Here is a 26,365-nt window from a genome sequence, read left to right on the forward strand (position 1 = left end):
CTCATGGACATTCGGTTCCAATTATAGATGGCTGTAGACAAGGGTTCGGAAAATCATACCGGTCTGAGATTGCATACAGCCAAATTTCAGAAGATAACGTTCATATTGTCATGGATTGCTCCGTACAGCCTCAGGAATCAGGATTCGCAATATAAAACAGGGACTCCATTTTACCGAATCGTGTTGAATCGCACGCAGGTGGAACGGGAGATCATTTCCGAGTTTCGTTTTGAAATGAGGTGAATATCGGATTGGAGTTATCATACTCCAGTCCGGCTTTTTTTCTTTATGGATCATGTATGCAAAATATCAACAAAATTGTGAAAACCAGCGAAACTTTACAGCCAAGTTATGAAGTACGATAAGGGTATAAAGAACATCAAATCGAAGAGCGGTCACAAGCTGGAAAACTTGGCAATTGGCTGCTTTCTTGGGATGTCGCTCCATCAGTTATGGAAGTTCAGAAGATGTACTTTTACGTAAATCTGAAGCTTTCTTTCCCGTAAATTGCTTGAACTGTCTACTGAAAAAATAAATGTTACGGTAGCCTAATGCTTCCGCTACTTCCGTCACTTTCATGCCGCTAAAGCGCAAAAGATGTTCGGCCCGTTCAATTTTTGTTTGAATGATGAAAATTTCTAACGTGACCTTCATGATTTCTTTGAATTTGATGGAAAAATATCGGGGAGATAGTTGGGCGCGTTCAGCTAGATTTTCCATGCTATGTGACATGCTGGGATTTTGCCGAATAAAACTAGCTACCTCCCGAATGGGTTGTTCAAGATGATGGCTCGCCGAAGTTTCCTTTGAATGACCATCCAGATCGTCACGGTTTAAATAAATGAGCAGCAAATTTAACATTAGCTTGGCTTCTTCTATACTACCAAACCTTGGATTGAGAAGCGTTTCCACGTATCGATTCAACATGGTTTCGAACATAAAAGAGTCCGAAACGATCCGGTAAGCATCCGGCAAATCGACTTCTAAGGATGGAAACGGAAAATGAATATATGTGATGGTTAGCGGTTTATGCGGATTATGTTTAGCCAAAGTAAGGTCACCCGGACGAAACAGAAAGCAACTGCCCCGGGAAAGTGCATACGTATGCCCGTTTAGAAGCATCTCGCCTTCACCGCTCCATACATACCACAAATCGCAATCTTCGAAGGGGCGATCGATCCTATCCCATTTCCACGAATCTTCGCAAGTGATTTTGCCATATGATAAACCTAGTTCAAGTGATAATGGTAGTATAGTCACAGAGGTCCGCTCCTTTAAATTTATGTAGTATAGTGTAAATGTTTGACTGCTATAGTGCATTTATTTTATCACATTTATTAGATAAACTGAATTTATATTAAAGGTAAAATAATATAAATGAATTGGGGCAATGACATATGATGAAACCGTTTATGGAGATCGAAGACTGGGACAGAATAGGATTATCTGTGGCTGAATCAGCAAAAAGATTGCAAAGAATTGCTTATATCGATCGACAATTGATGAGAATTCAAGCGGGTCATATGATCGCAAGGCCAGAATATGAAATCAAAGGCGCTTTAGGAAGAATGGTCTGGGAAGATGCCAGCCACTATGATCAATTTCGCAATCGATGCAAGCAGATGCGTATGAGTACGGTCGCTTTTGATAAATGTCCAGATCCGTTTCTTGAGCGTACCATGATCAAATTGCTGGATTCAGGAAATACCTTGACCTTGCTCACGGCGATGTTTGAGGTCATCAAACCGGCGCAGATCGAAGCCATTCAAGATTATCTCTCTCTAGCTCAGCCAATCGCCGATTATCCAACCATTCATATGCTGAGACATCAACTGATGGATCGAGAAAATCAAGTCCAGTGGGGGTTAGAGGCCATTCGTGCCATCTCCGAGCAGACAAATGAGGAAGAACGCACGCAGGCAGAGAATTGGAAAGCTTGTATGAAGGATTACTTGCTAGCTGCCGGTGGCGTAAATGGCCTGGGAGAGCGTAAAGAACTGGACCCTACACTTGAAGTCGCTTCCACATCGTTTGAATTACCGGAGTCGAGTACGCGTGACAGTCGTTTCAAAAAAACCGTTGCCAAATTTACGGACGTTACTTTTGAAGATAGTGATGCAGGACGGTTTAAAAGAATGATGTTCACCCGTTTTAATGAAATGACCCCGGCGGAAGCCGTTGCCTGTGTTCACTTTGCTTCCGAAGGGAAGCCATGGTTATTTTATTATGATACCGCTCGTCATTTATGGGATGAAATCCGGCATTCCTGGTTTGGAGAAGCTGCATTGCGAATCCACGGTTTCAACATTTATGAGTCAGCTAACTGGACAGGCTGGTATGATATGACCCAGAATCTGTTTAGCATCGAGGAGGCTTATACCCATTTAACGATTGCTATCGAAAAATCAGCGATGAAATATCCTCCGGGGAAACGGGAGGAATGGGAATTTTGCCGCGACGTTGTGAAGGACTCCTTAATGACCACCTTTCAGGACTTTGATTGGGCGGATGAAGTCGTTCATGCCGGCTTTGGACAGAAATGGGTCATTGACCATCAATATAATGGAGATAGTACCCAAGCTCAGCAAGCGGCCGACCTAACTTCGGAAAAGCGAAACGCATTTATGGCTCGTTATGCAAACGAGGGTAAGGAAACGAAGAACTTTTTTGCCGGAGACTATTGAGATATGTAAGGTGACAGGACAAATTATCGGAGGTACAGCATGTTTACAGCGAACGAACTGGACTATTTAGAAAGCTTATCCGGGGTAAACTCGATTCAGCAAGATATCGACGCGTTTAAACAAAAAGGCGATTTAGAAAATCTCGAAGAAACTGGATTAACTCGAGACAAATATTTGGACTTTTCCGAAGCGCGAATTCGTCAATTCGCCCCATGCTTAAGTGAATACGGGGGGATACTGGATCCAGGCGATGGGAACGAACACGAATATGCAACCGCTGCATTTGTAAAAGCTGGGGCTATTCTACTAGCAAACGATCGCTGCAAGGATCTCAAAGAACAGATTTTGCTCGCGATGGATTGGGCCAGTACCTGTTTGGGAGAGAATAAAGTCCCTGACGATCATGCCGATTTCACTACGCACATGCTGGTTAGGGCGTATCAGCTTTTGGCACCGATAGTAGATAAGGAGCGGAGCGATAGCTGGAAAGCGAGTTTGTCCAACGTTGAGCCTGAGGTAACGTATTGCCAAACGGTTCGAAGTTTTCCAGACATTCGTACCATACGTAACTGGGCTACTTATGCCATGCATGGCGAAATGATGAGGCTAAATGAAGGGTTCACGGACTCTATGGCTTTCATTGATAAGTATTTGAAACCGCAAATGCCGCGTTTTGCGCGTGAAGGGCTATACCGCGATCCGAATATTCCGGTCGCCTATGATTTGGCTGCGCGTCAACAGCTTAGCGGGTTATTAGATGCCGGTTATAACGGCGAATGGAAGACATTTCTAGAAAGGCAACTTCGCAAAGGTGCTCAAACGATGCTGTTTATGCAGTCTACCACCGGTGGAACGAGCTGCGGAGGCAGGAGTAACCAGATTATTTGGAATGAACTGACCTTTGCCAATCTGTGTGAACGGGAAGCCTCGCTTTATGCCAAAGAAGGAGATCAAGAATGGGCAGGTATCTTTAAACGAGCTGCACGCAAAGCACTACAATCCATTCTGCGCTGGATAGAGGATCCCACCCAATTTCGGTTGTTGAAAAATCGGTTTGATAGCGGGCTCCGAAACGGTTGGGAGTTCTATGCCTATTATTCGACGTACAGCTTGTATGCCGCTCAAATTGCAGCTTCATGCTTTGAAAGTGCTGACGAGAGCATTTCCGAAAAGGCAACACCGGCCGATTTGGGCGGATATGTAGTGCCAATTAAATCCTTCAACCGGATCTATGCCACTACGGGACCAGAGCAAGGTGCTTATCACCTCGTTATGGATACTGCCGCGCAAATGGGTCATGACGCAACCGGATGGGTGCGGCTCCATAAAGCGGAATATCTAGAGGAAACGGCGCTCTCGATGGGGATAGCTGGGCTCAACGGCAATATTCATTTGAATTATTTTGTGGCTAAACAAATCATTCCGCGCCCCCATACGCCAGCAGCTATAGGCTTGACATGGAGGGATGCACACGGTACGTGGCACAGGTTAGCTAACTATGGCAGAAGAAAGCATGAAACGTTTCATTCCTTGAATGAGGACGGGGAGCCGACTAATCCTGAAAAGCTGCATTGGAATGCTTTGCTTGAAAGTGGGGATGGAAATAGCGATGTGCTATCTTTCAAACTACGCTACGAGTCTACGAGACTTCAGCTAATAAACGACATGGATTTGCGTTCACCGGATGAGGATCAACACCCAGTCATTTTACGTGCTATCGGTGATTTGATGCCAAGGCCTGGCATCGAGGGTGTAGCGGCGATCACGGAATCTTATCGCATTGCACACGATGGCGTGACAACGGCATGGTCGGTGGAGGCTGCAGAGGATACGGAATTATCCGCAATTGGTGTAACGGTTCCGGTGCTCGTGACGAACGGAACCGATGAGACGGTCATCCGTGTGGATGGGAATAAGCTTTTCGTCTTGTATTCGAATGCCATTTATGTTATTCAGCCAGATGGTGAAACTGGCGATGTCGAACTTGAGCTTCTTCCTGGGTTGATGCCGAATCGAAATGGCAACTATCGTCTCGCGCAATGGAGTAGCAAGGATGCTCAGAAGGAAATCAAGCTTCATTTCTCATTAGAGCAGGCTTAGATTTATAACCAACGATCGTTTGATTACTCATCTTGGTGAAGATCAACAAGCCTACAAGCAAACAGGTTGGCCAAATCTACCGCTTGATTATTTCCGATCCGATAAGTTCAGCTCACCACATGGCATTTGTGTCGATTCACAGCACAATGTCTATGTGGCGGAGTGGACGCAATTCGGCCGTATTACCAAGTTAGCTCGCAAGTAACGAGAAGGCTATTTGCTATCGCTTTAGGAAGGGAAGATCATGAAAGTTTCTCTATTCATCACATGTTTAAGCGACCTAGTATATCCCGTTGTAGGTGAATCCATGGTTAAGCTCTTGGCTAGATACGGAGTGAAATTGGATTTTCCTGGCGGGCAGACATGCTGCGGTCAGCCAGCTTTCAATAGCGGTTACTGGGATGAAGCGAGGGGGGCGGCATTAACACTACTTGAGGCTTTTGATGACAGTGATTTTGTCATATCGCCATCTGGTTCATGTACGAGTATGATCCATCATTATTATCCGAAGCTTTTTGAGCATGATCCTGTGAATTTGGCTAAGGCGAACCGTCTTGTTGAGAAAACATACGAATTTACGCAGTTCCTCGTTCAAGTACTGGGTGTTTCCGACCTGGGAGCTATGTTTCCTCACAAAGTTACCTATCACCCTTCATGTCACGGTAGTCGGTTATTAGGCGTAAAAGAGGAGCCAAAGCTGCTCATGCAGCATGTTCGTGACATGGAACTGGTACCACTCCCGCATGCAGAGGATTGCTGTGGGTTTGGGGGCACGTTTGCTGTGAAAATGTGTGATATTTCCGGTGCCATGGTGTCTGAGAAATCCGATCATGTAATGGAGACGGAAGCTGAAGTGCTGGTGGGTCTGGATATGGGATGCTTGATGAACATTGCTGGAAATTTATCATACCGTGGAAAACCCGTGAAGGTCATGCATTTAGCGGAATTACTAGCTGAAGGAGTGAAGCTGGCGCATGAGCGAAAATAAAGGAAGCGGGACCGTCAAAGAAAGATCGAAAGTCGCTCTGAATAATGAATTCTTGCGTAATGCAGTTAAATTCACAACCGAGCGGCTCAAGAACGGGAAGCTGGCTGCCACGGAAGAACACGGGAACTGGGAAGAGTGGCGGGAGCGCGGCAGGCAGATTCGTCTGCATACGATTGCTCACGTAGACTACTACTTAGCTCGATTTGTAGAAAATGCAAGAGCTCAAGGCGTTCACGTACACTTCGCTTCTGATGCAGCTGATGCTGTTCGTTTGACGATGCTAATTGCTGAACACTAGAAAGCCAAGAGTGTTGTGAAATCCAAGTCGATGGTATCTGAGGAACTGCATATGAACCATGCGCTTGAACAAATCGGGGTCGAGGCTATAGAGACGGACCTTGGCGAATATATAATCCAACTTGCTGGTGAAACGCCTTCGCATATTATCATTCCGGCTATTCATAAGAACCGGTATCAGATCGCTGAACTGCTCTCTGAGGATGCGGGGGAGAAGCTCGCGCCTGACACCGGTATTTTGGCTGGTTATGTACGCAGAAAACTGCGGGAGAAATTTCTGGAAGCCGATATCGGCATGACGGGATGCAACTTTGCTATTGCAGAGACGGGCTCAATCGTTCTTTTCGAGAATGAAGGGAATGCGCGGATGGTGAGCACCATCCCTAAAACGCAAATTACATTTATAGGTATGGAGCGTATCATCCCCACCTTGGACGATCTCGAAGTGATGGCGACACTACTCCCTCGTTCAGCTACTGGTCAAAAGCTAACGGTATATATGTCTGTCATATCGGGACCCCAGCGTGAGCAGGATGGGGATGGTCCGGAAGAAATGCACGTCATCATCTTGGATAATGGACGTTCCTTGCAGCTCGGAGACCCACAATTCCAGGAGCTGCTTAATTGCATTCGCTGCGGCCTCTGCCTTAACGCTTGTCCGGTGTATCGTCATATTGGAGGTCATGCTTACGGTGGTGTGTATAGCGGACCCATAGGTGCTGTACTGACACCTGCACTGAATAAAAATGTCGACCAATGGGATGACATTGCAAGTGCATCAAGTCTTTGTGGGGCCTGTTATGAGGCGTGTCCAGTGAAGATTCCGCTGCACGATATGCTGGTTTACTTGCGTCAGCGTAAAGTGGAGCGCGGGGCGACCGATCTCGTGGAAAAAGCCGGAATGAAAGGCTTTAACTTGTTGATGTCAGATGCCAAGCGAGTTAAAGCATTAATCAAGTTTGGGCGCATTGGGCAGAAATTGTTAGTCCGTGATGGACATATTAAAGCCAAAATAGGCCCTTTAAAAGGTTGGAATTCGTATCGCTATGCGCCAAGCCTGGCTAAGAAGACGTTCCGTGAATCTTGGAAGGACATTGAGCAGGGATTGGAAGGCACATTTCCTGAACTTGATTCGGTGATGAAAGCGCGAATGGAGATCCTTGTGGCTGCTCGTAAAGAGGGAGGAGGAAATCATCATGGCTAAATCAGATACGGCTTTTCTCCAGAAGCTAGAAGTGGAAGCACGCAAGGACCAGGCATCATTTTTCGAAAATATTGCTGCACGGCTAGGAAGATCAAAGCCTTTGCAAACAGCTCCGGTACACAGCATGAAGGGGGCTCCTGAATTCTGGGATCAAGTGGATCTGCCTCTTGAAGGACGCATTCAATTATTTATGTCGAACTGGCATAAGGCTGGTGGCCATGCAAAACGATTGATAGGAATGGCTGAAGCCGAAGCCTTTATTGAACATTTCATTGAAGAGACACAAGCAAAGCACTTGATCATCCAAGATCAACCCGAGCTAGAATCCCTCGGAGCTGCACTTACGGATAAAGAAATTGACATCACGGTTTGGAATGCTTTCGGAGTTGATTGCGATGGCAAAGATGAACTCATCGCTTTCGCCGCAGGAGCCGACATTGGTGTTATAGCGGCTGAGCATGCAATTGCTTATACAGGTTCGCTTGTTATTACTTCAGCCCCGACTAGGGGAAGAAGTGTCAGCTTGCTGCCCACAACGCTTATCGCTATCATACCTGTGGAGCGACTAAAGACAAGTTTGGGTGAAGTGCTCCGGCCTTTCGATGATTTGGAAATGACGGACATGCCCGCAGGTATTCATTTTATCTCTGGTCCCAGTCGTTTCGCTGATATTGAGAATGATTTAACCATCGGTGTTGATGGCCCAAGTATTGTATATGCACTTATAATTGAATAAAAGCCTTTATAAAAATCAATGCGCTAGGATCGGAAGCGGTTATTTTCAACAGTCTCGAGAATAGTAGGGGGCAAAATAAACGGAGCCACGCGGGTCACTTCAGGGTTTGCGGGCTCCGTTTTACATTTATTTATGAAACTGTGCAATTCCTTTGTTGCAAGGTTCAAAAGAACCCTCCTTCATTGCTTCAATCCGTAATTACTTTTTCAAAATCGGTATCCATATTTCACTTATAAAAGTTGGTGAGGTTACATCTTTATTCTCATTCCACAGGATTTCTGGACCTTCTATTGATTCATAGTTTGAGGATGGAAACCATTCGGAATAAATGCGTCCCCATACACTTTGTAGTGTATCAGGAAATGGTCCGATTGCTTCGAATACAGCCCATGTTGAGGCAGAAACATCCAGCTGTGTTAGGTTATCTGGACACTCCTTCGTTGTTGCTACGCCAATATAGTGATCAAACTCCCCTTTTTCCTCCATCCTGCCCTCAGAAAAGTTTGTGGATGCACTAAGCAGTCCCATAGGCTCGACATTAGAAAGTTTTTTGAGGTTATTGATCGTTTCGCCATCTAAACTTTTCCACATAGACGCAATCTCCGGATTAACCCCGTTGAATTGGATAGGAACTCTTTTCTTAATTCCAACAATGCGAAATGCCTCTTTTTCTTCAATTCGATAGATCATTTCATTTCCTCCTTTGATAGATAACTGGAAGGTCATTGGTGGATAGGCTTTAAGTGAATGGCCATTATTTCTGGCTTCTGACGGTGCAATACCATGCAAATTTTGAAAAGCTCTTGCAAAAGAATCTGGTGAGTTGTACCCGTATTTCACTGCAATGTCAATGACCTTTACACTGCTGCCTTTAAGCTCAAATGCTGCAAGAGTAAGACGTCTACGGCGGATGTATTCCGATAGCGAAATACCTGCAAGAAAGGAAAACATCCTTTTAAAATGGTATTCGGAGCAGAAAGCCCTTCTTGCTATTTCTTTAAAATCAATATCGTTCGTAAGATTTTCTTCCATATACTTTAAAGCACCATTCATGTTTTTGAGCAAATCCATTTTCTGACCTCCTTTATCAAAAGAATAGCAGGAATTGCATGTATCCATCCGACATATCGTGCACAATTATGTAGGGTCTATTCTTAGGTACATCGTTACCCCTTTGGAATTTTGCGATATTCGGTTGGGGAAACCCCCATCATTTTCTTAAAGAGTCTGGAGAAGTAGTAAGCATCGGTTATGCCGATCGCGTTTCCGATTTCCTTGATCGCGAGGGCGGTCAAGTCGAGCATTTGGCTCGCTTTTTGTATTTTGAGACGTAAAAAGTACTCCACTGGCGGAAATCCAGTCTCCTTCTTGAATAAAAAATCAAATGCTGTTTGGATACCCCAGTATGCTTGGCTAAATCGGCGAGTGTAATGGAAACATCCAAATGGTCGTTCATTTACCGGATGGCGCTTTCCATATAGTTCTCCCTTTGGTAAGCCTGCAGGTATTACAGCCAAATGCCGGGCTAATAATTGCAGCGGTTTACGGTTTTCAAGCTCGATCCATCCTTCGCCATCTGTGCAATAGATAACAATTTGCCCGGGAAGGGCAGCAGCTTTGGCGTAAAATGGAGCGAATGATGTAATTTTTGCTTGATGAATTTCGAAGGCTGAATGCTACTTCCATTGGATAAAATCCAGTGGAAGTAAGGAGTTGAAAGCCTGGAAGCCATTTCCATTGGAATATTTCCAATATAAATGCGAATTTCGAAGCATGAGAGGCGATTCCATTGGAAAATCTCCAATGGAAGCATTCATTTCATGCTGAATACAATTCGAATGTTCCATAAGTTCAAGAGAACCTAAAGGGCTGCCCTCAAGTAGATTTACCTACTTGTAGGACAACTCCGCTGAGTTCGTAATCGGGTCCTTAGAAAGTACTGACTTTACTTGTATCCGGGCACCAGCGGGAAGTGCGGTAATATCGAATCAAGATATCGACCGCTTCCTCCGTTCGCAGATGGGTGAGTGCTTCCGCTGCATAAGCTCTGACGTAACGGTCTTTGCTGTAAAGCGCTTGCTCCAAGGAGCGGACAGCTTCCTTCACATCGCCAGCATTACCGGTGCGCAGCAGTGAAAGTGCTGCAGTATATCCGACCTTGTTGGTAATGTATGGCTGATTGCTTACATACGACTTTTTGGACTCCGTATTATTCGATATTGAAGCATCTTCAGTTTCACAAAGTAGAGAATCCTTCAATACTTTCGCTAATGCCGAAACAACCTGGTCACCTGCATTTTTGAGCATACCTAATGATTCAACCGCATTCCGGCGTACCCATTCGCTCTGATCCTGCAAGCTCGAGATCAGCGAGGGCACAACGTCACCTTCGGAAGATCCTATCATCCCGAGTACGAAAACCGCCAAAGCTCTTCGCTTCTCATCCTCATGCTTCAAAACACGGAGAAGCTCGGGAATCGCCTCAATGCCAGCTCCTTGCAATCCGTAAGCAGCCCGTTCCGCTGTCAGGCTCGACCCCTCCGTTATTTGCTTGATCAGCATTTCGATCCCTGGAGTTCCAAGTTGTCCTAGCGCATAGGCGGCATTCAAAGCGGTCGTTTCCACTTGATCGTTTAATAAAAACCCTAGCAAGGGAGCACAAGAAGCCGCTTCTGCTCCGATGCGCCCCAATTCGTCCGCTGCCCGCCCGCGTTCGGTCGGGTTCTCTGACTCAAGCTCTTGCCGTAATGCCAACAATCGCTCCTCAGTCGTTGTCGTGCCAACCTGCTTTGTTGTAGGTTCTCCGCGTAGCCAATCCCATACGTCTTGCCATAAATTCAAATGAGTAGCGGGTGTTCCTTCCGGCACAATCATCTCCCTGCTTTGATGATTCCAGCTCGGAAACTCCGGTGCGCTTAATCTGAGAAATTGAAATTTAAGCATATAACGATCTAGTTCTGATACATTAAGCGAAGCTCTATGCCACAAGTCGAAATGCACGAGTATCATAGTACCCGCCTTGCCTGTGGGCAGCAGCGTCTCACCTTGGTCGCCGAGAAATTTTTCGTAGTATTGGGTGCCTGGCATGATCGCTGTAGGCCCTAAATCTTCGGTAATATCGTGGGTATAATAGAAAATCATTGCCCACCAAGGTCGATGGCTGCGCATGGAAGACCAATAGCCGTCTTTGTGCCATTTTCCGCCACCCGGCGTCTGATTTCCCGGTTGGTTGTAATGACAGTGGCGATGTGGATGCATGTAATAGTCTGAACCAAGTACACTGCTTAAGGCTCCCTTGACGATTGGCGTATCGAACAGCTGCTGAATGTCCGGAACACGGGGGAGAATGTTGTTGCCGGGGTTGCCTTCATTATGCATAACATGATTGATCTGGTTCATGATGCTCAAATGAAGTTGATGAGGCATGTCGTTCTGAAGTACAAGATATCCTTTGCTAATAAATTGCATCATTTGCTCATCTGTCAACAAATACTTGGTATCTAACATGTTAAATCCTCCTTAGAAATCTTCGTCCTTACTTAAAAATACTACAGTATTCGGTTTATTTTGTATTTGCAAAATCGTCAATTATTTGTACAATCGTCATATCAATTACATTTTAATTTTTTCGAATAAGGTGGTGATCATGGATGGATTTCGCCGACTTACATCCTTATGTGTACTTTGCAACCCGGTACCCATTCTCCAAAGGACAGACTAGCAAGAATCGGATCTGTTATGCCTCCTCCCTATATTTGATCAGCGAGGGAAGAGGTGTCATTCACACCAATGGTCGCACTTATGAAACGGTAGCCGGCTCTCTCGTGTACATACCAGCAGGGCAGCCCCATCATTGGGTTGCCGACAGCCAAGACCCGATGGTCCACATCTGCTGTTATTTCGATTGGTATTACATAGATCGTAGGGCCGAATTCACCCACCCGAGCATGATCTGCTATGATGCAGCCACGCTGGTATCTACCCTGATCGGACCTGCATTTCCTTATTCTTTACCCGAGCATGTGAAAGTGGAGAAGCTGCGGCTGTGGATAGATTTATTCGAGAAGTTTTATACTAACAATTACTATACAAACGAGAGGACGTACGTTCGCAGCTTAAAGATCCAGAGCAGCTTCCAGCAGTTTATCGAGTTTTTTCTCACTTTTGCCCTGAAAGAGGAGCATATCCCCAATCTCCGCATGTCCAAGTTGCTCGAGCGATTGGATCAGGATCTGGTACAAGGCAATCTACAGCCTTTGGAAATCTATTACAGAGAGCTGCGCATAAGCCGTGGATACTTTTTTGATTTGTTCAAAGATGCAACCGGATTGCCACCAACCCAGTATGTCATCCAATTCAGGATCAATCGGGCGAAGGATGACCTCCTCTTTACGAATCTGAACATCACCGAGATCGCAGACAAGCACGGATTTTCGTCTTTGCATTATTTTTCAAAGCTATTCCGCAAGATAAACGGTCTATCACCACGGGAATTCCGAGAAATAAACAGAGACGGTCTATGACGAAAGAAGACGAAAGAAGCATAGGAAGGGAAGCAGTTGTGGCGTAAAATGGAGCGAATGATATGACAACAGCCAGTTAGGAGTCAAGCGACTCTTAACCGGCTGTTGCACTTTCAGAGACTTACTCGATTCCGATGATTTGGAAATGATGGACATGCCCGCGAGTATACCTTCCCATACGTTCAGTTGATAACACCTGTACTTGTTATGTGGACTTGAATACTAGGCTTCAACTTCACTTCTTTGTATTTGTTCTTCCAGTCGATGTTTTTCCACAGCTCAGAGTGATTTACTCTCAGCTTTCTGCCGATTCCAAGAGCATCGCAGTTCGCTTCTAGCAATTTGTTTCCGACACCTGCTGCTTGTGTGTTTAGTGATGCAGATAATTCTTGATTTAGCTGCTCGCGGTCGATTTTTTGGCCCATACTGCTTGGGGAGCTGCTAATGGCACCGAAGAGGTCAACCTTAATTGAACATTCAATTTCCTGCGTATTTTTATCAACAGAAACTTCGAATGATCTCTTTAATTTCCGTACTTCAAATGAAATCACATTAGTCTCCAGCTTTTTAGGCTTGCTCTGTCCAGAGCTCTGATGAATTGGAATATCCATGAATGCATGTTTGTTTAGCTTGTCTTTTAGAAGCAATAAGATTGTACTGTCTTCCCGCGACAATGTCACTCCGGTATATTTGTCTCCATCAAATAATCCGATACTGTCAACGATTAGTGCTTTATCCTTAATTCTACGAATCATAGGCAGCACCGTATCTTCACCAGGGTCAGAGATTTGACTCCATAAGGAGTACAGAGTTTGCTCTGGAACAATCGTTGTTCTCTCTGCTCCATTAATCATTTGCTTAATGCCAAAAGCGACTGGACTCTTCTCTATTTTTTTAAATGATAGTATTTCAGAAGCTAATCCCGTACTTATTAAAATATTCGTTTTCAGATACCCTTTAGGATTCCGGTAGAAGGTCTCCAAAGGGAGCATAATCCCTCGTCTCGCCAGATCTTCCCCAATGATCATAACATGAGTCTTGCTTGCTTCAATGGTACCTGGAAGCATACTGTCAATCGTAGAACCAATTTTGAAAACGGAATCCCCGGTTGCTTGCATGACTTCATCCTTCACATCGAATTGTCCGCCGCCTTTACTCTCCAAAATGATAGCTCTAACAGTCCCACTAATTTGGTTATCTTTAGCAGCATCAAGGCTTATCCCATTTACCATCTTTTTAGTAGTTAAATATTGAATGTCCCAGCACCCTGTAAGGATCATTAAAAGAATTCCTAGACAAACCGTAAGAAAAAGTTTTACTCTCATGTTGACCCGACCTTATTATTATTTTTTATCAGGAAGGATATCATCCACAACAAAATTGGAATTGCTGCAATCATAATCAGGTATCCATATTCAAACCATTTACTGAATGGATCTAAATTTTCCAATTTGGATAGATACCAAGCAAATAGATAGATAAGAACCGCACTGATCCATACCATCTTTCGATAAGAACTTTGACTTGCAGTTAGACTTTTTCCGGCTATGCATAGGTAAGAAACGATGGTGGAGGTCATTGGAATAATCCAAATCGTCAAAAAGATCAGATCTAAGCGGTCAAACAGTTGATAAGTTAATCCTTTAAAAATAAACAAAACGGGTTCATTCACCTGTTGTAACGCTTTAGGACTAAATCCGATCAGGCAAATGAATACAAAATACGTATAAAATAAGGTAACAAAGCAATTTGCTAATGAGATTACACTAAGCAAACCTCTGGGACTTTTTTGTACGTGGGCGGAGAAATAGAGGATCACCTCAAAACCGAGCATTGAAAAAAAAGTGCTTTCACTTCCCTTGAAAATTTGCGCACCACCTGATTCACCTATTGGCAAAATGTTAGAAAAGTGCATGTCATTCGAAAAGGTTAAAAAACTGATCAGGAGCAACAAAGCGAATAGTACGGAAGTTAATACAAAAAATCTTGCAATGACGCGCAAATTTTCCGTAGCCAGATAAACACTGGTCCCTATGATGAGCAAAAGTAGAACCCAACCAGGAGTAAGTGAGAGCATCCAAGTATGAACTAATTGAATATAGAGTGTACTCGCATATCCAGCTATAACAATAAAAAAAACATAATAAAGGAGGTTTAGAGCTTTACCCATATAAGGTCCAAGCATTCGAACCGTAATTTCTCTTAAGGTGTGATTTGGAAATTTTTTGAGCAGATGCCAGTACACGAAAAGCAATAGCTGAATGACGACCCCTGCGATAAGAACCGAGATCCAGGCATCTCCCTTAGCTGTGCTCTGAATTTTCGAAGGCAAGGATAAGAGACCTATTCCAATTTGCGTCTTGATGATCAAAAAAAACAATTGGAATCTGCTTATCGTAGGATTCAAGAGCGTTTCCACCTCACGAAGAATGACTGTTTACTGTGGCCGGGTTCTGCATTTTGTGGGACTTTATTGAACCTCCAAATAGGAAGTCTTAGAAAAATATCTTTTACACCCTCCTTACCATAATAAGGACCAAATGGTTCGAAATAAGGTATCCCTAATGTCTCTATTTTGCAAAGGTGAATAAAGATGATCATCATCACGATGGAAATTCCAAAAAAACCAAACAAAGATGCGGCAAGCATTGTCGGAAACCCTAAAATTCTCAAGCTGGTGCCTAACTCGTTTAGCGGAGTTACAAAAGATGCAATCGCCGTCAATCCGATGACAACGATCATTGTATGAGAAACTAAATGGGCTTCCACTACGGCTGTGCCAATAACTAATCCCCCTACAATACCAATCGTTTGGGCAATGGGTGATGGCAACCGGATTGCAGCCTCTTTCAGCAATTCAAGAATGATTTGCATGACGATCGCCTCCAAGATAGGGGGTAATGGAACGTATGTTAATGAAACCTTTACGGAATATAGAATTCCGATCGGAAGCACTTCGGAATTGTACGACACGGTAGCAATATAGATCGCGGGTAAAGAAATGGCCAAAATGAAACTAATTAATCGAATCAACCGAAAAAATGATCCTGTGGTCCATCGGTTGTTGTAATCATCAGGAGATTGATAAAATGCAAAAAAAGTGATGGGAAGAACCAAAACACTGGGGCTGCCGTCAACGAGAATATTAATTTTTCCTTCCATTAAATAAGAAACAGCTCGATCCGGCCGTTCGGTCTGAATGGATTGAGGAAAAGGCGAAAATGGGTGCTCTTCGATCATCTCGTTGATATTACCAACGGAATACAAATAATCAAGATCGATAGTCTTAATCCTTTTCTCACATTCTTCAACGATAGTTGGAGCAGCTATGTTATCCATATAAATCATAGCTACCTTCGTATTCGTAACATTGCCTAAAGTAAAGTACTTTACCTTCAATTTAGGACTTTTGATTCGATTGCGGAGTAAATAAATATTCGTGCTTAAACTTTCTATAAAGCCTTCATGCGATCCCTGAATGATTTGTTCACCTTTGGGTTCTTCGATAGATCGGCCTTGTGATAGCGCAGCTAGCATCATGATCGCGGCTGAATCATTCTCGATGACCATCATGCAAAAACCATTCATTAATAATTTTCCTATTTGAAGAACATCGGAAGATTTCGTGACTTCGGTTGAAGTCACGATTTGTTCAACAACGCCTGAGTTTGTTTCCAACAAAGGCTTAATAATATTGGATTGAATGAACTCGGCCTTTACAAGGGATTCAACGTATAGCAATGCGCAAGATTGATTGTTAAATACGAGCTTATGAATTTTTAGGTCCTCAGTATGTGATAAATGTTCCCCAATCTGAGCAATTTTCAGTTCGATATCTCCAGACTCTAACTGGATTGTCTCTGTTTCCGTGGGTGTTTGGATTCTATTTTTAAAGTGTTTCATGTCACTATCACCCCGCCGTTAATAATCATTACCTATTATTAACAACTACGCTCGTAATTATTTTCATAAATATGGGGTAATGCGGAAAATATCGTAAAGGTTGTTGAAGTCATGATAGGTGAGATAGAATAAAACAACAAGGAAGCGGTTTTCTCTGAAGTTTAGGAGTAAAGCGGCTTCTTTTTTAAGATAGGGGGAGGTGATTAGACAATGAAATTGGATACGGCCCAAGCTTCCTTTTCGCAACTTCTCATTTCTGGGACGTTAATCCATGAAGCGGATTTTGATGAAATGCGTGAGCGGCTTGGCATCAAACCGCGGCCCCAAGTCGTTATCGTTTTATCCATCGACCGTTATACCGATTTGGCTTTAGACAAGTCATTGCAATGGAGTATTGAGATCGGGCAGGTGCTGGTGGAAGCGATCTTTGAGAGTATCACCTTGCCATTCCTGTGGGTATGGGTAGGAGAAGGCGTATTAGCTGTATTATTGGAACTCCAATCGGTTCAACCCATAGAACCGTCCTATAAGCAAGTTACGTATGGCATGGTCCGGAAAATTCAAAACTTCGTAGATGCGAAGGGCTTTTCTGTCTCAGCTGGAATAGGCACCTATTACGAAGATCCTTACAAGCTTCATCTTTCCTACAGCGAAGCCAAAGAATCATTGATCGACCGTTTCTTTCAAGGAAACCGGATGATTTTTCAATATGAAGGACAAAGAAGCATTCAGGAAGAACGTGCAAAGCCGGTGACCCACGAAGAGAAAATCGAATTGCTGTCACGTGTCCGAATCGGCGATGAAGAAGGTTCGATTGCTTATTTGGTCGAGTTATTAGAAAGTCTTTCCCGATCGTATAAGCACAATATTGATCTATTTAAGTCAGAAGCCTATGATCTAGTACTCTCTTTGTCAAGAATGGTTGTCGACTTAGGCGGTAATGCTTCTGAAATTTTATCTGAAAATGCAAGAATGCTTCAAGACTTGTACAGTACCATTCGGTATGACAAATTTGTTAAAAAGCTGTGCGCATACTGGAGGAAGCTAGCCAAGCAAGTGTCGGACGATCATGCCCTAGAGGTGTCCCCTATTGTGCGATCCGCCATTGTCTATATAAGAGAGCATCATCAAGACAGAATGTTATTAAAAGAAATTGCCCAGCATTGTTACTTGAGCACCCATTATTTTGCCCATGTATTCAAGAAAGAAGCGGGAGTAAGCTTTGTCGACTTTCTAAATAAGGTTCGTATTGAGAAGGCGGTTTATTTCTTAGAGAAAACGGAATTAACCATGCAAGAGATTGCAGCGAGAGTCGGTTTTCAGGATGCGAACTATTTTGCAAGGAAATTTAAAATGATTATGGGGTGCAGTCCGACGGACTATCGGTCATCAGCCCAGTGCTAGTGTTATAGGAATAATCACTTTAAGCCAACCCTATTAGGGGTTGGCTTTTAAGCGTTTTCATAAGAATGATCCGTTTAAGGTTAAACCGTAATATTGTGCTACCTTTCCGCAAATTCGGCTAGATTCAGATGCTCCTATTTTAAGTATGATGGAGTCATAAGAACAAACAAACATTGTTTCATCAACCTACAGGAGGGAAGCAGCTTTGAGACAAATTGAACTGCTGAATCCGCCAGAATTCGTACGAAACTCCAATTGGCGGGATCGATTCGAGACCAAGGTATCCCAGTGGTTGACCCCTTGGGAAGGCGAGGAAGAAGTCCAAGTCGGTTTCATCGGTGTTCCGCTTTCTAAAACGTCGATCAGTATTTCAGGCGCTTCGATGACACCGAATGCATTACGGGAACTATTTACAAATGTTACAACATACAGTATCGACCACGGTGTCGATTTGCAGGAATTACATGCACGTGATCTAGGTGATATTCAGATGCATGTGACGGATCTGCTGCGCTGTCATGCCAATATCGAACAAGGGCTGAAGAACATTTATGCCGCAATGCCTCATTTGTTTCCGATTATTGCTGGCGGCGATCATTCTATCACTTGCCCCTCAGTGAAAGCGATTAAGCACCATGTCGGTGGTAAGGTGGGGATCGTTCAACTAGACTCCCACATGGATGTCCGGAATCTGGAGGACGGTGGTCCTTCCAACGGAACGCCAATTCGCGGGTTGATCGAATCGGGCACGGTTGAAGGCCGCCATATTGCACAAATCGGACTTCACAGCTTCGCCAATTCAAGAGCGTACCATGAATATGCCATGGCGCAAGGAATCACCCAATATACAGCGCGACAAGTTGCCAAGAATGGGATCGAATCCTTGGTGAAACAGGCGCTGGAGGTTGCCGGTGACGGGACGGATGCTATCTATGTAACCGTTGACATGGATGTATTGGATCAAGCTTATGCACCAGGTGTGCCAGCGCTCGTTCCAGCCGGAATGACCTCATGGCAGCTGTTGGAAGCCGTATTCCTATTAGGGCAGCATCCTAAGGTACGAGGCTTTGATATTGTTTGTGTAGATCCAATGCAAGACCCCCGCAGAGCGACGGTTAGGACTGCCTTGCATGTCATATTGACTTTCTTGACGGGATATATGAAACGAAATGAATTCGAACACAACATAGAGGAGTGACTATTCATGGAACAATCAACCAAACGTACGATTCGAGCAGCGCACGGAACGAAGCTAACAGCAAAAGGTTGGCAGCAGGAAGCTGTCCTGCGTATGTTGATGAACAATCTGGACCCTGACGTAGCAGAACGTCCGGAAGATCTCGTCGTTTACGGCGGAATCGGCAAGGCTGCACGGAACTGGGAGTCTTATGACAAGATCGTAGAATGTTTAACAAACCTGGAAGCGGATGAAACCCTGCTAGTACAATCCGGGAAACCGGTTGGTGTATTCAGAACACATTCGCATGCGCCGCGGGTTCTCATCTCCAACTCGGTCATTGTTCCGGCCTATGCCAACTGGGAGACGTTTCATGAACTTGATAAACAGGGACTTATGATGTACGGACAAATGACGGCTGGCAGCTGGATTTATATCGGTACGCAAGGCATCTTGCAAGGGACCTATGAGACTTTCGCTGAGGCAGCTAGGCAGCGTTCGGGAGGCACATTAAGAGGTACCTTGACATTAACGGCTGGACTTGGCGGTATGGGCGGTGCTCAACCACTCGCCGTAACGATGAATGATGGCGTGGTCATCGGTGTAGATGTAGATCCAACCCGTATTCAACGCAGAATCGACACTCGTTATTGTGACGTCATGGTTTACGATCTGGATGAAGCGTTGAAGCTTGCGAACGAAGCGAAAGCTGAGGGGAAAGCGCTCGCTATTGGGCTAGTAGGAAACGCTGCAGAGGTTTTCGCAGAATTTGTGAAACGGGGAATCGTGCCTGATTTCGTAACTGATCAAACCTCGGCCCACGATCCGCTTAACGGATATGTGCCGGTCGGTTATTCATTGGAAGCTGCGGCTGACTTGCGTAAAAACGATCCGACGCAGTATGTGAAGCTGTCCAAAAAGTCGATGGCTGCGCATGTGCAGGCGATGCTTGATCTTCAAAAACTGGGGTCAACCGTATTTGATTACGGCAACAACATCCGCCAAGTGGCTCTTGATGAAGGGGTTAAGGATGCCTTTAACTTCCCTGGTTTTGTTCCGGCTTACATTCGTCCGCTCTTCTGTGAGGGAAAAGGACCGTTCCGTTGGGCGGCATTGTCCGGTAATCCGGAAGATATCTACAAAACCGATGAACTTGCTTTGAAACTGTTCCCAGAAAATGCGCATCTGCGTAAATGGATCGAATTAGCAAGAGAAAAAGTCGCATTCCAAGGTTTGCCAGCTCGTATTTGCTGGTTGGGGTATGGGGAACGGGCCAAGATGGGGCTAGCTATTAACGAAATGGTGCGCACTGGAGAATTATCCGCGCCGATCGTCATCGGACGTGATCATCTGGATTGCGGGTCCGTGGCTTCTCCAAACCGTGAGACCGAGTCCATGAAAGACGGCAGTGATGTTGTCGGTGACTGGGCCATATTGAATGCGCTTGTGAATACAGCATCAGGTGCAAGCTGGGTTTCCGTCCATCATGGCGGCGGCGTAGGCATGGGGTACTCGCTGCACGCAGGTATGGTCGTAGTTGCGGACGGTTCCAAAGAAGCAGACGAAAGATTAGCCCGCGTCTTGAACACGGACCCTGGAATGGGCGTCATCCGTCATGCTGATGCCGGTTATGAGATTGCCATTGAAACGGCGAAGGAACGCGGCGTTCGCGTACCGATGATGGGCATTTAATCAGTAATGAATATATAAAATGAATGATGATAACTCGCAGCAAGCCCAATCGGGCTTGCTGTATTTCGAGGGGGAGAAACGATGGAGAACAATCGAATTGACCTGCTGATCTATAACATTGGTACCCTGATCACCATGCAAGGAACTCAGGAACCACGCCGAGGCGGTGAAATGTCTGAGGCTGCGGATGTTCGAAGGGGAGCTGTGGCAATCAGAGACGGTATCATTGTTGCAGCGGGATTGGAAGAAGAAGTTTTGGCTCAAATCGGTGAACTGCCGGTAACTCATAAGTATGATGCTGAGGGTAAGCTTGTTACCCCTGGACTTATTGATCCTCATACCCATTTGGTTCACGGCGGCTCTCGCGAGAATGAGCTAGCCTTAAAGCTGAAAGGCGCTTCTTATTTAGAAATTTTAGCTCAAGGCGGCGGAATTCTCAGCACAGTCCGTTCAACCCGTCAGGCTTCGGAAGAAGAGTTGTACGTAAAGGCTAAGAAAAGCTTGGATACCATGCTTTCTTATGGGGTTACCACAGCAGAAGCCAAGAGTGGATATGGTCTAACCCTGGAGGATGAGCTTAAGCAGCTCAGGGTCACTCGCAAACTCAATCAGGAACATCCAGTTGATTTGGTATCTACGTTCATGGGTGCTCATATGGTGCCAGAAGAATATAAGGGCAGGTCCCAAGAATTCGTTCAGCTTATCATTGAAGAAATGCTTCCCGAAGTGAAACGTCAGGGACTTGCTGAATTTTGCGATGTGTTTTGTGAGCATGGCGTATTTTCTGTGGAAGAATCAGAGCAAATTCTGTTGGCCGCAAAAGCGATGGGCTTCGGCTTGAAGATCCATGCGGACGAAATTGAGCCGATGGGCGGCGCTCAACTTGCCGGCAAACTGGGCTGCATTTCTGCCGAACATTTGATTGCTGCATCTGATGAAGGATTGGAAGCGATGCAGCGGGCTGGCGTCATTGCCGTCTGTCTGCCCGCCACTTCATTTAATTTAAGGCTGAAGCATCACGCTCGTGCGCGTAGGATGATAGAAGTGGGACTCCCCGTAGCTTTATCCACGGATTATAACCCGGGTAGTTCGCCAACGGAATCTATGCAGCTCGTTATGACGCTGGGCTGCCTGAACTTAGGGATGACGCCGGAGGAAGTTCTGACGGCTGTGACCATCAATGCGGCTCACGCGATCGGAAAAGCGGATACAATTGGCAGTTTGGAAGCGGGCAAACAGGCTGATCTGGTTATTTTCAATGCGGATAACTTGGCCTATCTGCCTTATCACTTTGGGATCAACCATGTCCATTCCGTATTCAAACAAGGGAAAATGGTGGTCTTGGACGGAAAACGTATTCATTAAATAGTCTGTACTATGACTCGAGGGGGATCATCATGGAAGGGTGATCGTATCTTACTCTGTGCTGCACTATATTCGACTAACCTGATCTTGCACGGCACGCTGCCGCTTTCTTACCCAAGTTATAATGGCTAACAGGACAGGGATGATTACGGATGGGAGCAGAGAGGAGAAGGGAAGAATTTTAAAGTCGTAGGCCGCCAAATCCATCATCCTTGTATAGCTAAAATAGGCCAAAACATAGAACAATAGTCCAGTAGGTAAAATAAAAGGTTTCGTCTCTTTGATCTTGAAAACTTGTTTTAACACGACTAAAAAAACGTAATGAAGCACAACAAGTTCAAATAAAGTGAAAATGGTCCAAATCGCAATGATAAGAATTTCTATCCTTTCCATATATTCTCCGAATTTAACTAATTGAATGGAAGTGAAAAAGGGAAATGCAGACAATTTGGTTAAATTTATGCCAAGCGCACCAAACGTCAAATAACTTGCCAGCAACAAATAAATGCCTGATAAAGCTACTGCCGCTGCTAAACTTATAAATGTTTTTTTTGTATTTTTTACTCTGGATAGAAGAAATCCGAATACAACCGCCTTTCCGAATGGGAAACCGAAAGAGAGCATCCCCCCGTATAAGACTTCTGATATTTTGCTTCGAAACATGGGAAGGAAAGGATTGATCTCCACTTCACGCAGAATAAACAAACTAACGATGCAGATTAACAGTATGAAAAACGGAAGGATAAGTTGAACAGTACGGACTAAAGTACCCAAACCTAAATAAATGGAATAGGAACTAACCAACACGATGAGTAAAATTAACACGTTAGGAGCGGTGTATGGAAGGATAGCCGTCGTGTAGAACCAAGCTATGGCACGATAAGCCAATACTCCAATTTCAAGGAAATAGATAAGATAGATGATAAGTGCGAGTTTGGCAAACCATTTCCCTAACAATTTTTCGCACGTCTCTGCCATACTTAATTGGGGATGCTGCGATTGAACAAAGGTTAGAAGCCATAACATCCCTATTGCAATGACAATTGCCAGAAGATTTGACATCCATACATCCTGCTCGACCAGCTTCGCTTCGATTAAAAACAAAGTTGAGAATCCTGACAAATAACTGAAACAGAGAAATCCCAATTGACCATGATTGATTTTTTCCGGATCGGCCATCCTCAATCCTCCATTCGTATTTTTAATAGGTCTATCATGTGATCGGAGATAGGTCCATAAATAATCTTGCCTAAGGACTCTAAGGTAAGCTTTGAAGAACTCATGAAGGGATTTAAATAGACGATAATAACGAGATAAAACAACAGGAGTACAATGGCATCCGTTTTGGCCTGTTGTTTCCATACCCGTATAGATCCCTTCAGCCCCAAATAAATAGCTGCTAAGATGAGAGCGTTATTAAGAAACATTCATTGATCACCTATGATTTGGGTCATGCCCAGTTTTTCAATCTTGACAACGACATGAACAGGAATGGACATGGTGGGATATACGTCATCCCATTCATTTTTCAGCATTTCCCATTTATTTGGATGATACTTGATGAAATAATCAGAAAACCCAAGGAGGTCTACTTTCAAATCTTCTTGAAAATGCTTTAGGCTAGCTTGAATAAGTTTCTCCAAATCCTTGGAAACCGCTTGTTCCAGTTGACCAAGTATGACCGGATCGTTCAATGCAAGATGATGATTCATTTCACCCAAAGTTGCTTTAAAATTCAACAGGATATCCAATTTAGGCTTGCCAATGACGTAATCACTGTGAATTTCTCTTTCTGAGACTCGAAGATAACATGTCACTTTCGTGGATTTGAAATCTAAGGTTTCTGTAAACTCATAATTTTTCCATTGGCTTTTCTCAGACAACCAATGGACAACCCGCACATCATTTCCATCCAGCCAGTCAACGAACTTCCCCTTGTTAATAACAGCTCCACCTTTTAAAAGTAGCGATGATTGAGAAGTATCAGACTTTGGAGACATACTTAATCTGCCTAAAACAAAGCCCCTGTATGGACTAGCGTAGAGGTCAGCCACTTTATGTATCATCAGACTGTAGCTCTTACCCCACTCCTTTTCATTTCGGACGATCCCGAGCAGCACATTCGAAGCCAGTTCGCTAATATTGGATTTTATATTCAGTAAATCCTCCGCTTTTCCCTCACTAACAAGCAGGTGACTTGATATGCGGATTTGACGATTCCTTGTTAGGAAATCTACGACATCATAAAGGGAATGACGTGCTGCGGCTTCTCCTACAATAAAGAATTTATTATGCTGCCATACCAAGGATTTACCAGCACGGTTACGCAAATTTCTTGCAGCGTCCAATATCGAATCTCCATTTGCACTAATAATCCACTCCGTAAGTTTACCTGTTTTCTCCGTACTTGTAGTTGCGGGTAAAACACAATAGGTCGTAAATACATATTTATTGCTTTCCTTATCGTAATCAATACCAGTTGCCGTAACTAAAGCAATATCGCTGATTTCCTTAATATCTGGTGAACAGCCTGCTAATAATGACAGGAATGAACACAAAGCTAGGAACCATTTAACGTTCTTCATACTCCTCGCCTTCATTTCCTAAAAGAATATGTCCCTTCACCTTTGCCGTACTTTCAAATTTCTCCTTATTTGATGAGGTACTTCGATAGCGGGTCGGAAGGAGGATAAATTTCTTTAATGTATTTTTTAAGCTTTCAGAATCAACCGGTTCTAGGAATGGTACTCCACAGAATCGTAAGGAACACAGATGTAAAAGGATTGCGAACAATCCCAGAGATAGTCCAAAGACACCTGTAGAAGCGGCAAGAAGCATGAGAGGAAACCGTAACATTCGCAAAGCGATGGCGGTGCTAAATGAAGGAATTGTAAAGGAAGCAATTCCTGTCATTGCAACCACGATCACAACCGGACGGGAAACGATGCCCGATTGCACGGCTGCTTCTCCGATGATGAGAGCACCTACGATACTGACAGATTGACCGACCGCGCGAGGCAGCCGCAGGCTAGCTTCACGCAGCACTTCGAAAGCCACCTCCATGATGAAAGCTTCGATAAAACTAGGAAATGGGATCCCCGCTTTGGCAGAAAGGAAGGCCATCATTAGCGGTGTAGGGATCATTTCCAGATGGAAGGTAGTCAAGGCGATATATAAGGAAGGCCCAAACAAGGAAGTGAACAGAGTGATCAACCGTATTAAGCGCAAAAAGTTAGCAAAATAAAACCTTTCGTAAAGATCTTCACTGGGATGCAACATTTCAAAAAAAGAGCTGGGGGCAATTAATGCAATCGGAGTACCATCGGTTATGATTGCAATTTTCCCTCTGTTTAGGGCTGTGACAATCCGATCGGGGCGTTCCGTATTTAAAATCTGAGGGAATGGTGAAAATGTATTATCCTGTATCCATTCCTCTATTTGGGCACTATCTCCCAGAACATTCAAGTCTATAGCATCGAGTTTTCTCATTAATTTTTCTAAAACGACTTGATCAACCTGATTATCGAGATACAAGACCGTCACTTTCGTTTGACTCCGTCGTCCGATAATATAGGATTTCGATTTCAATTCCGATGTCTTCAGTCTTCTATAAACCATACCCAAATTTATCTGCAAATCTTCGGTGAACCCCTCTCGCGGTCCACGTACGTTAGGTTCCAGCTTTGGTTCTTCTATCGAGCGTGTCTCATATCCGGGTAAAATCATTCCATATGACTCGGAGCGACCTTCAACAAAAATAACGAAACCAGCATCCGTAATCATGCTTACGGCGGCATCTAAATGCGGTAAAAGTCTAACTGCGCCTAAAGAGTATAACGATCCTGTAATCGCCTCATCCACTTGTCCCTTCCAGTAAAGAAGATCTTCCGACATTTTACGGATGATTTGTTGATTTAATATGTTTTCATCAACAAGGATATTTAAGTAAATAATAGACGCTAATGATTGACCGTCATTTTTGGTGATATTTCTGACAACTAGATAGTCATTTTGACTAAAATATTGCAATATTTTCTCTAGATTTTGGGAAACGGAAGTACTGATGGGTTCCTGTCTTAGTTCCATTTTCCAATCCCCCCAAAGTGAAATGATCTTAGGTCAAATCGGAAACATTTCATAATAAAGGAATTATTCGCTTTACCTCCTAGGATTATGCAGCACAATAAAACCGTTTCGTTAGAAACGGGCAAGAGCAAAGGCTTCGACACCTCGCAAGTATGTTTATAGTTGACAAACCCCAGCTTCTAGGCGTTATATGGATGTAATTAACT

At 44.2% G+C, this 26,365-nt stretch carries 21 protein-coding genes and 2 pseudogenes; 11 read left to right on the top strand and 12 right to left on the bottom strand.

The annotated features are described in order from the left end of the window. Window positions 1-450: 450 nt before the first annotated feature. Window positions 451-1,260 (bottom strand): AraC family transcriptional regulator, encoded by an 810-nt coding sequence (locus QFZ80_RS08260; protein ID WP_307558305.1) that lies wholly within the window; start codon window positions 1,258-1,260, stop codon window positions 451-453. A 137-nt stretch (window positions 1,261-1,397) separates the two neighbouring features. Between QFZ80_RS08260 and QFZ80_RS08265 the strand changes: the two genes are divergently transcribed. The 6 genes and pseudogenes from QFZ80_RS08265 (at window position 1,398) to QFZ80_RS08285 (ending at window position 8,009) form a co-directional block, all read left to right on the top strand. After that, the gene (locus tag QFZ80_RS08265; RefSeq protein WP_307558307.1) at window positions 1,398-2,684 is read left to right on the top strand and encodes a hypothetical protein; all 1,287 of its coding nucleotides are present in this window, start codon (window positions 1,398-1,400) and stop codon (window positions 2,682-2,684) included. 39 nt (window positions 2,685-2,723) lie between these two features. After that, a complete protein-coding gene (locus QFZ80_RS08270; RefSeq protein ID WP_307558309.1) occupies window positions 2,724-4,784 on the top strand; it encodes a hypothetical protein in 2,061 nt (686 codons plus the stop codon). 19 nt (window positions 4,785-4,803) lie between these two features. After that, window positions 4,804-4,989 carry a hypothetical protein gene (locus tag QFZ80_RS38905; protein ID WP_373460032.1) on the top strand — a complete coding sequence of 62 codons (186 nt, stop codon included), beginning with the start codon at window positions 4,804-4,806 and terminating at the stop codon, window positions 4,987-4,989. A gap of 39 nt (window positions 4,990-5,028) precedes the next feature. After that, the gene (locus QFZ80_RS08275; RefSeq protein ID WP_307558311.1) at window positions 5,029-5,772 is read left to right on the top strand and encodes a (Fe-S)-binding protein; all 744 of its coding nucleotides are present in this window, start codon (window positions 5,029-5,031) and stop codon (window positions 5,770-5,772) included. Beyond that, a pseudogene (locus QFZ80_RS08280) lies at window positions 5,759-7,273 on the top strand (LutB/LldF family L-lactate oxidation iron-sulfur protein). Before QFZ80_RS08275 ends, QFZ80_RS08280 begins: the two are co-directional and overlap by 14 nt. Further along, window positions 7,266-8,009, top strand: a complete 744-nt coding sequence (locus QFZ80_RS08285) for a LutC/YkgG family protein (protein ID WP_307558313.1) — start codon at window positions 7,266-7,268, stop codon at window positions 8,007-8,009. The pseudogene QFZ80_RS08280 and the gene QFZ80_RS08285 overlap by 8 nt, the downstream one beginning before the upstream one ends. A 198-nt stretch (window positions 8,010-8,207) precedes the next feature. Here the strand turns inward: QFZ80_RS08285 and QFZ80_RS08290 are convergent, their stop codons facing one another. The 4 genes and pseudogenes from QFZ80_RS08290 to QFZ80_RS08300 all read right to left on the bottom strand — a co-directional run. Beyond that, window positions 8,208-9,080, bottom strand: a complete 873-nt coding sequence (locus QFZ80_RS08290) for an AraC family transcriptional regulator (protein WP_307558315.1) — start codon at window positions 9,078-9,080, stop codon at window positions 8,208-8,210. A gap of 95 nt (window positions 9,081-9,175) precedes the next feature. Beyond that, complete coding sequence (locus QFZ80_RS08295; RefSeq protein ID WP_307558317.1) at window positions 9,176-9,355, bottom strand: helix-turn-helix domain-containing protein; 180 nt, start codon at window positions 9,353-9,355, stop codon at window positions 9,176-9,178. Window positions 9,356-9,938: 583 nt separating this feature from the next. Continuing rightward, a complete protein-coding gene (locus tag QFZ80_RS38910; protein WP_373460386.1) occupies window positions 9,939-10,115 on the bottom strand; it encodes a HEAT repeat domain-containing protein in 177 nt (58 codons plus the stop codon). A gap of 156 nt (window positions 10,116-10,271) precedes the next feature. Continuing rightward, window positions 10,272-11,516 (bottom strand): annotated as a pseudogene (locus QFZ80_RS08300) (HEAT repeat domain-containing protein); the annotation flags it as partial. 143 nt (window positions 11,517-11,659) lie between these two features. Between QFZ80_RS08300 and QFZ80_RS08305 the strand changes: the two are divergent. Then, window positions 11,660-12,532, top strand: a complete 873-nt coding sequence (locus tag QFZ80_RS08305; RefSeq protein ID WP_307558322.1) for an AraC family transcriptional regulator — start codon at window positions 11,660-11,662, stop codon at window positions 12,530-12,532. 182 nt (window positions 12,533-12,714) lie between these two features. Here the strand turns inward: QFZ80_RS08305 and QFZ80_RS08310 are convergent, their stop codons facing one another. From QFZ80_RS08310 to QFZ80_RS08320, 3 genes are read right to left on the bottom strand one after another with little or no spacing between them, the layout of a single operon-like run. Continuing rightward, on the bottom strand, window positions 12,715-13,857 hold the full coding sequence (locus QFZ80_RS08310) for a Ger(x)C family spore germination protein (protein WP_307558325.1): 1,143 nt from the start codon (window positions 13,855-13,857) through the stop codon (window positions 12,715-12,717). Continuing rightward, window positions 13,854-14,951: a GerAB/ArcD/ProY family transporter gene (locus QFZ80_RS08315; RefSeq protein ID WP_307558327.1), complete on the bottom strand. Its 1,098-nt coding sequence runs from the start codon at window positions 14,949-14,951 to the stop codon at window positions 13,854-13,856. Before QFZ80_RS08315 ends, QFZ80_RS08310 begins: the two co-directional genes overlap by 4 nt. Next, window positions 14,936-16,435 carry a spore germination protein gene (locus QFZ80_RS08320; protein WP_307558329.1) on the bottom strand — a complete coding sequence of 500 codons (1,500 nt, stop codon included), beginning with the start codon at window positions 16,433-16,435 and terminating at the stop codon, window positions 14,936-14,938. Before QFZ80_RS08320 ends, QFZ80_RS08315 begins: the two co-directional genes overlap by 16 nt. A 210-nt stretch (window positions 16,436-16,645) precedes the next feature. On the opposite strand from QFZ80_RS08320, the gene QFZ80_RS08325 reads away from it, so the two are divergent. The 4 genes from QFZ80_RS08325 (at window position 16,646) to hutI (ending at window position 22,073) form a co-directional block, all read left to right on the top strand. After that, window positions 16,646-17,839, top strand: coding sequence for a helix-turn-helix domain-containing protein (locus tag QFZ80_RS08325; protein ID WP_307558331.1), 1,194 nt, complete (start codon window positions 16,646-16,648; stop codon window positions 17,837-17,839). A gap of 205 nt (window positions 17,840-18,044) precedes the next feature. Then, window positions 18,045-19,037: a formimidoylglutamase gene (gene hutG, locus QFZ80_RS08330; RefSeq protein WP_307558333.1), complete on the top strand. Its 993-nt coding sequence runs from the start codon at window positions 18,045-18,047 to the stop codon at window positions 19,035-19,037. Between the two features lie 6 nt (window positions 19,038-19,043). Beyond that, window positions 19,044-20,708: a urocanate hydratase gene (gene hutU, locus QFZ80_RS08335; RefSeq protein WP_307558335.1), complete on the top strand. Its 1,665-nt coding sequence runs from the start codon at window positions 19,044-19,046 to the stop codon at window positions 20,706-20,708. An 81-nt stretch (window positions 20,709-20,789) separates the two neighbouring features. Beyond that, window positions 20,790-22,073: an imidazolonepropionase gene (gene hutI / locus QFZ80_RS08340; protein WP_307558337.1), complete on the top strand. Its 1,284-nt coding sequence runs from the start codon at window positions 20,790-20,792 to the stop codon at window positions 22,071-22,073. A gap of 66 nt (window positions 22,074-22,139) precedes the next feature. On the opposite strand, the gene QFZ80_RS08345 is transcribed toward hutI, so the two are convergent. From QFZ80_RS08345 to QFZ80_RS08360, 4 genes are read right to left on the bottom strand one after another with little or no spacing between them, the layout of a single operon-like run. After that, a complete protein-coding gene (locus QFZ80_RS08345; protein WP_307558338.1) occupies window positions 22,140-23,252 on the bottom strand; it encodes a GerAB/ArcD/ProY family transporter in 1,113 nt (370 codons plus the stop codon). Window positions 23,253-23,254: 2 nt separating this feature from the next. Next, window positions 23,255-23,500 carry a hypothetical protein gene (locus QFZ80_RS08350; protein ID WP_307558340.1) on the bottom strand — a complete coding sequence of 82 codons (246 nt, stop codon included), beginning with the start codon at window positions 23,498-23,500 and terminating at the stop codon, window positions 23,255-23,257. Then, on the bottom strand, window positions 23,501-24,658 hold the full coding sequence (locus QFZ80_RS08355; RefSeq protein WP_307558342.1) for a Ger(x)C family spore germination protein: 1,158 nt from the start codon (window positions 24,656-24,658) through the stop codon (window positions 23,501-23,503). Next, on the bottom strand, window positions 24,645-26,159 hold the full coding sequence (locus tag QFZ80_RS08360) for a spore germination protein (protein ID WP_307558344.1): 1,515 nt from the start codon (window positions 26,157-26,159) through the stop codon (window positions 24,645-24,647). The genes QFZ80_RS08355 and QFZ80_RS08360 overlap by 14 nt, the downstream gene beginning before the upstream one ends. Window positions 26,160-26,365 lie beyond the last annotated feature (206 nt).

This window comes from Paenibacillus sp. V4I7, assembly GCF_030817275.1.
Lineage (GTDB): Bacteria > Bacillota > Bacilli > Paenibacillales > NBRC-103111 > Paenibacillus_E.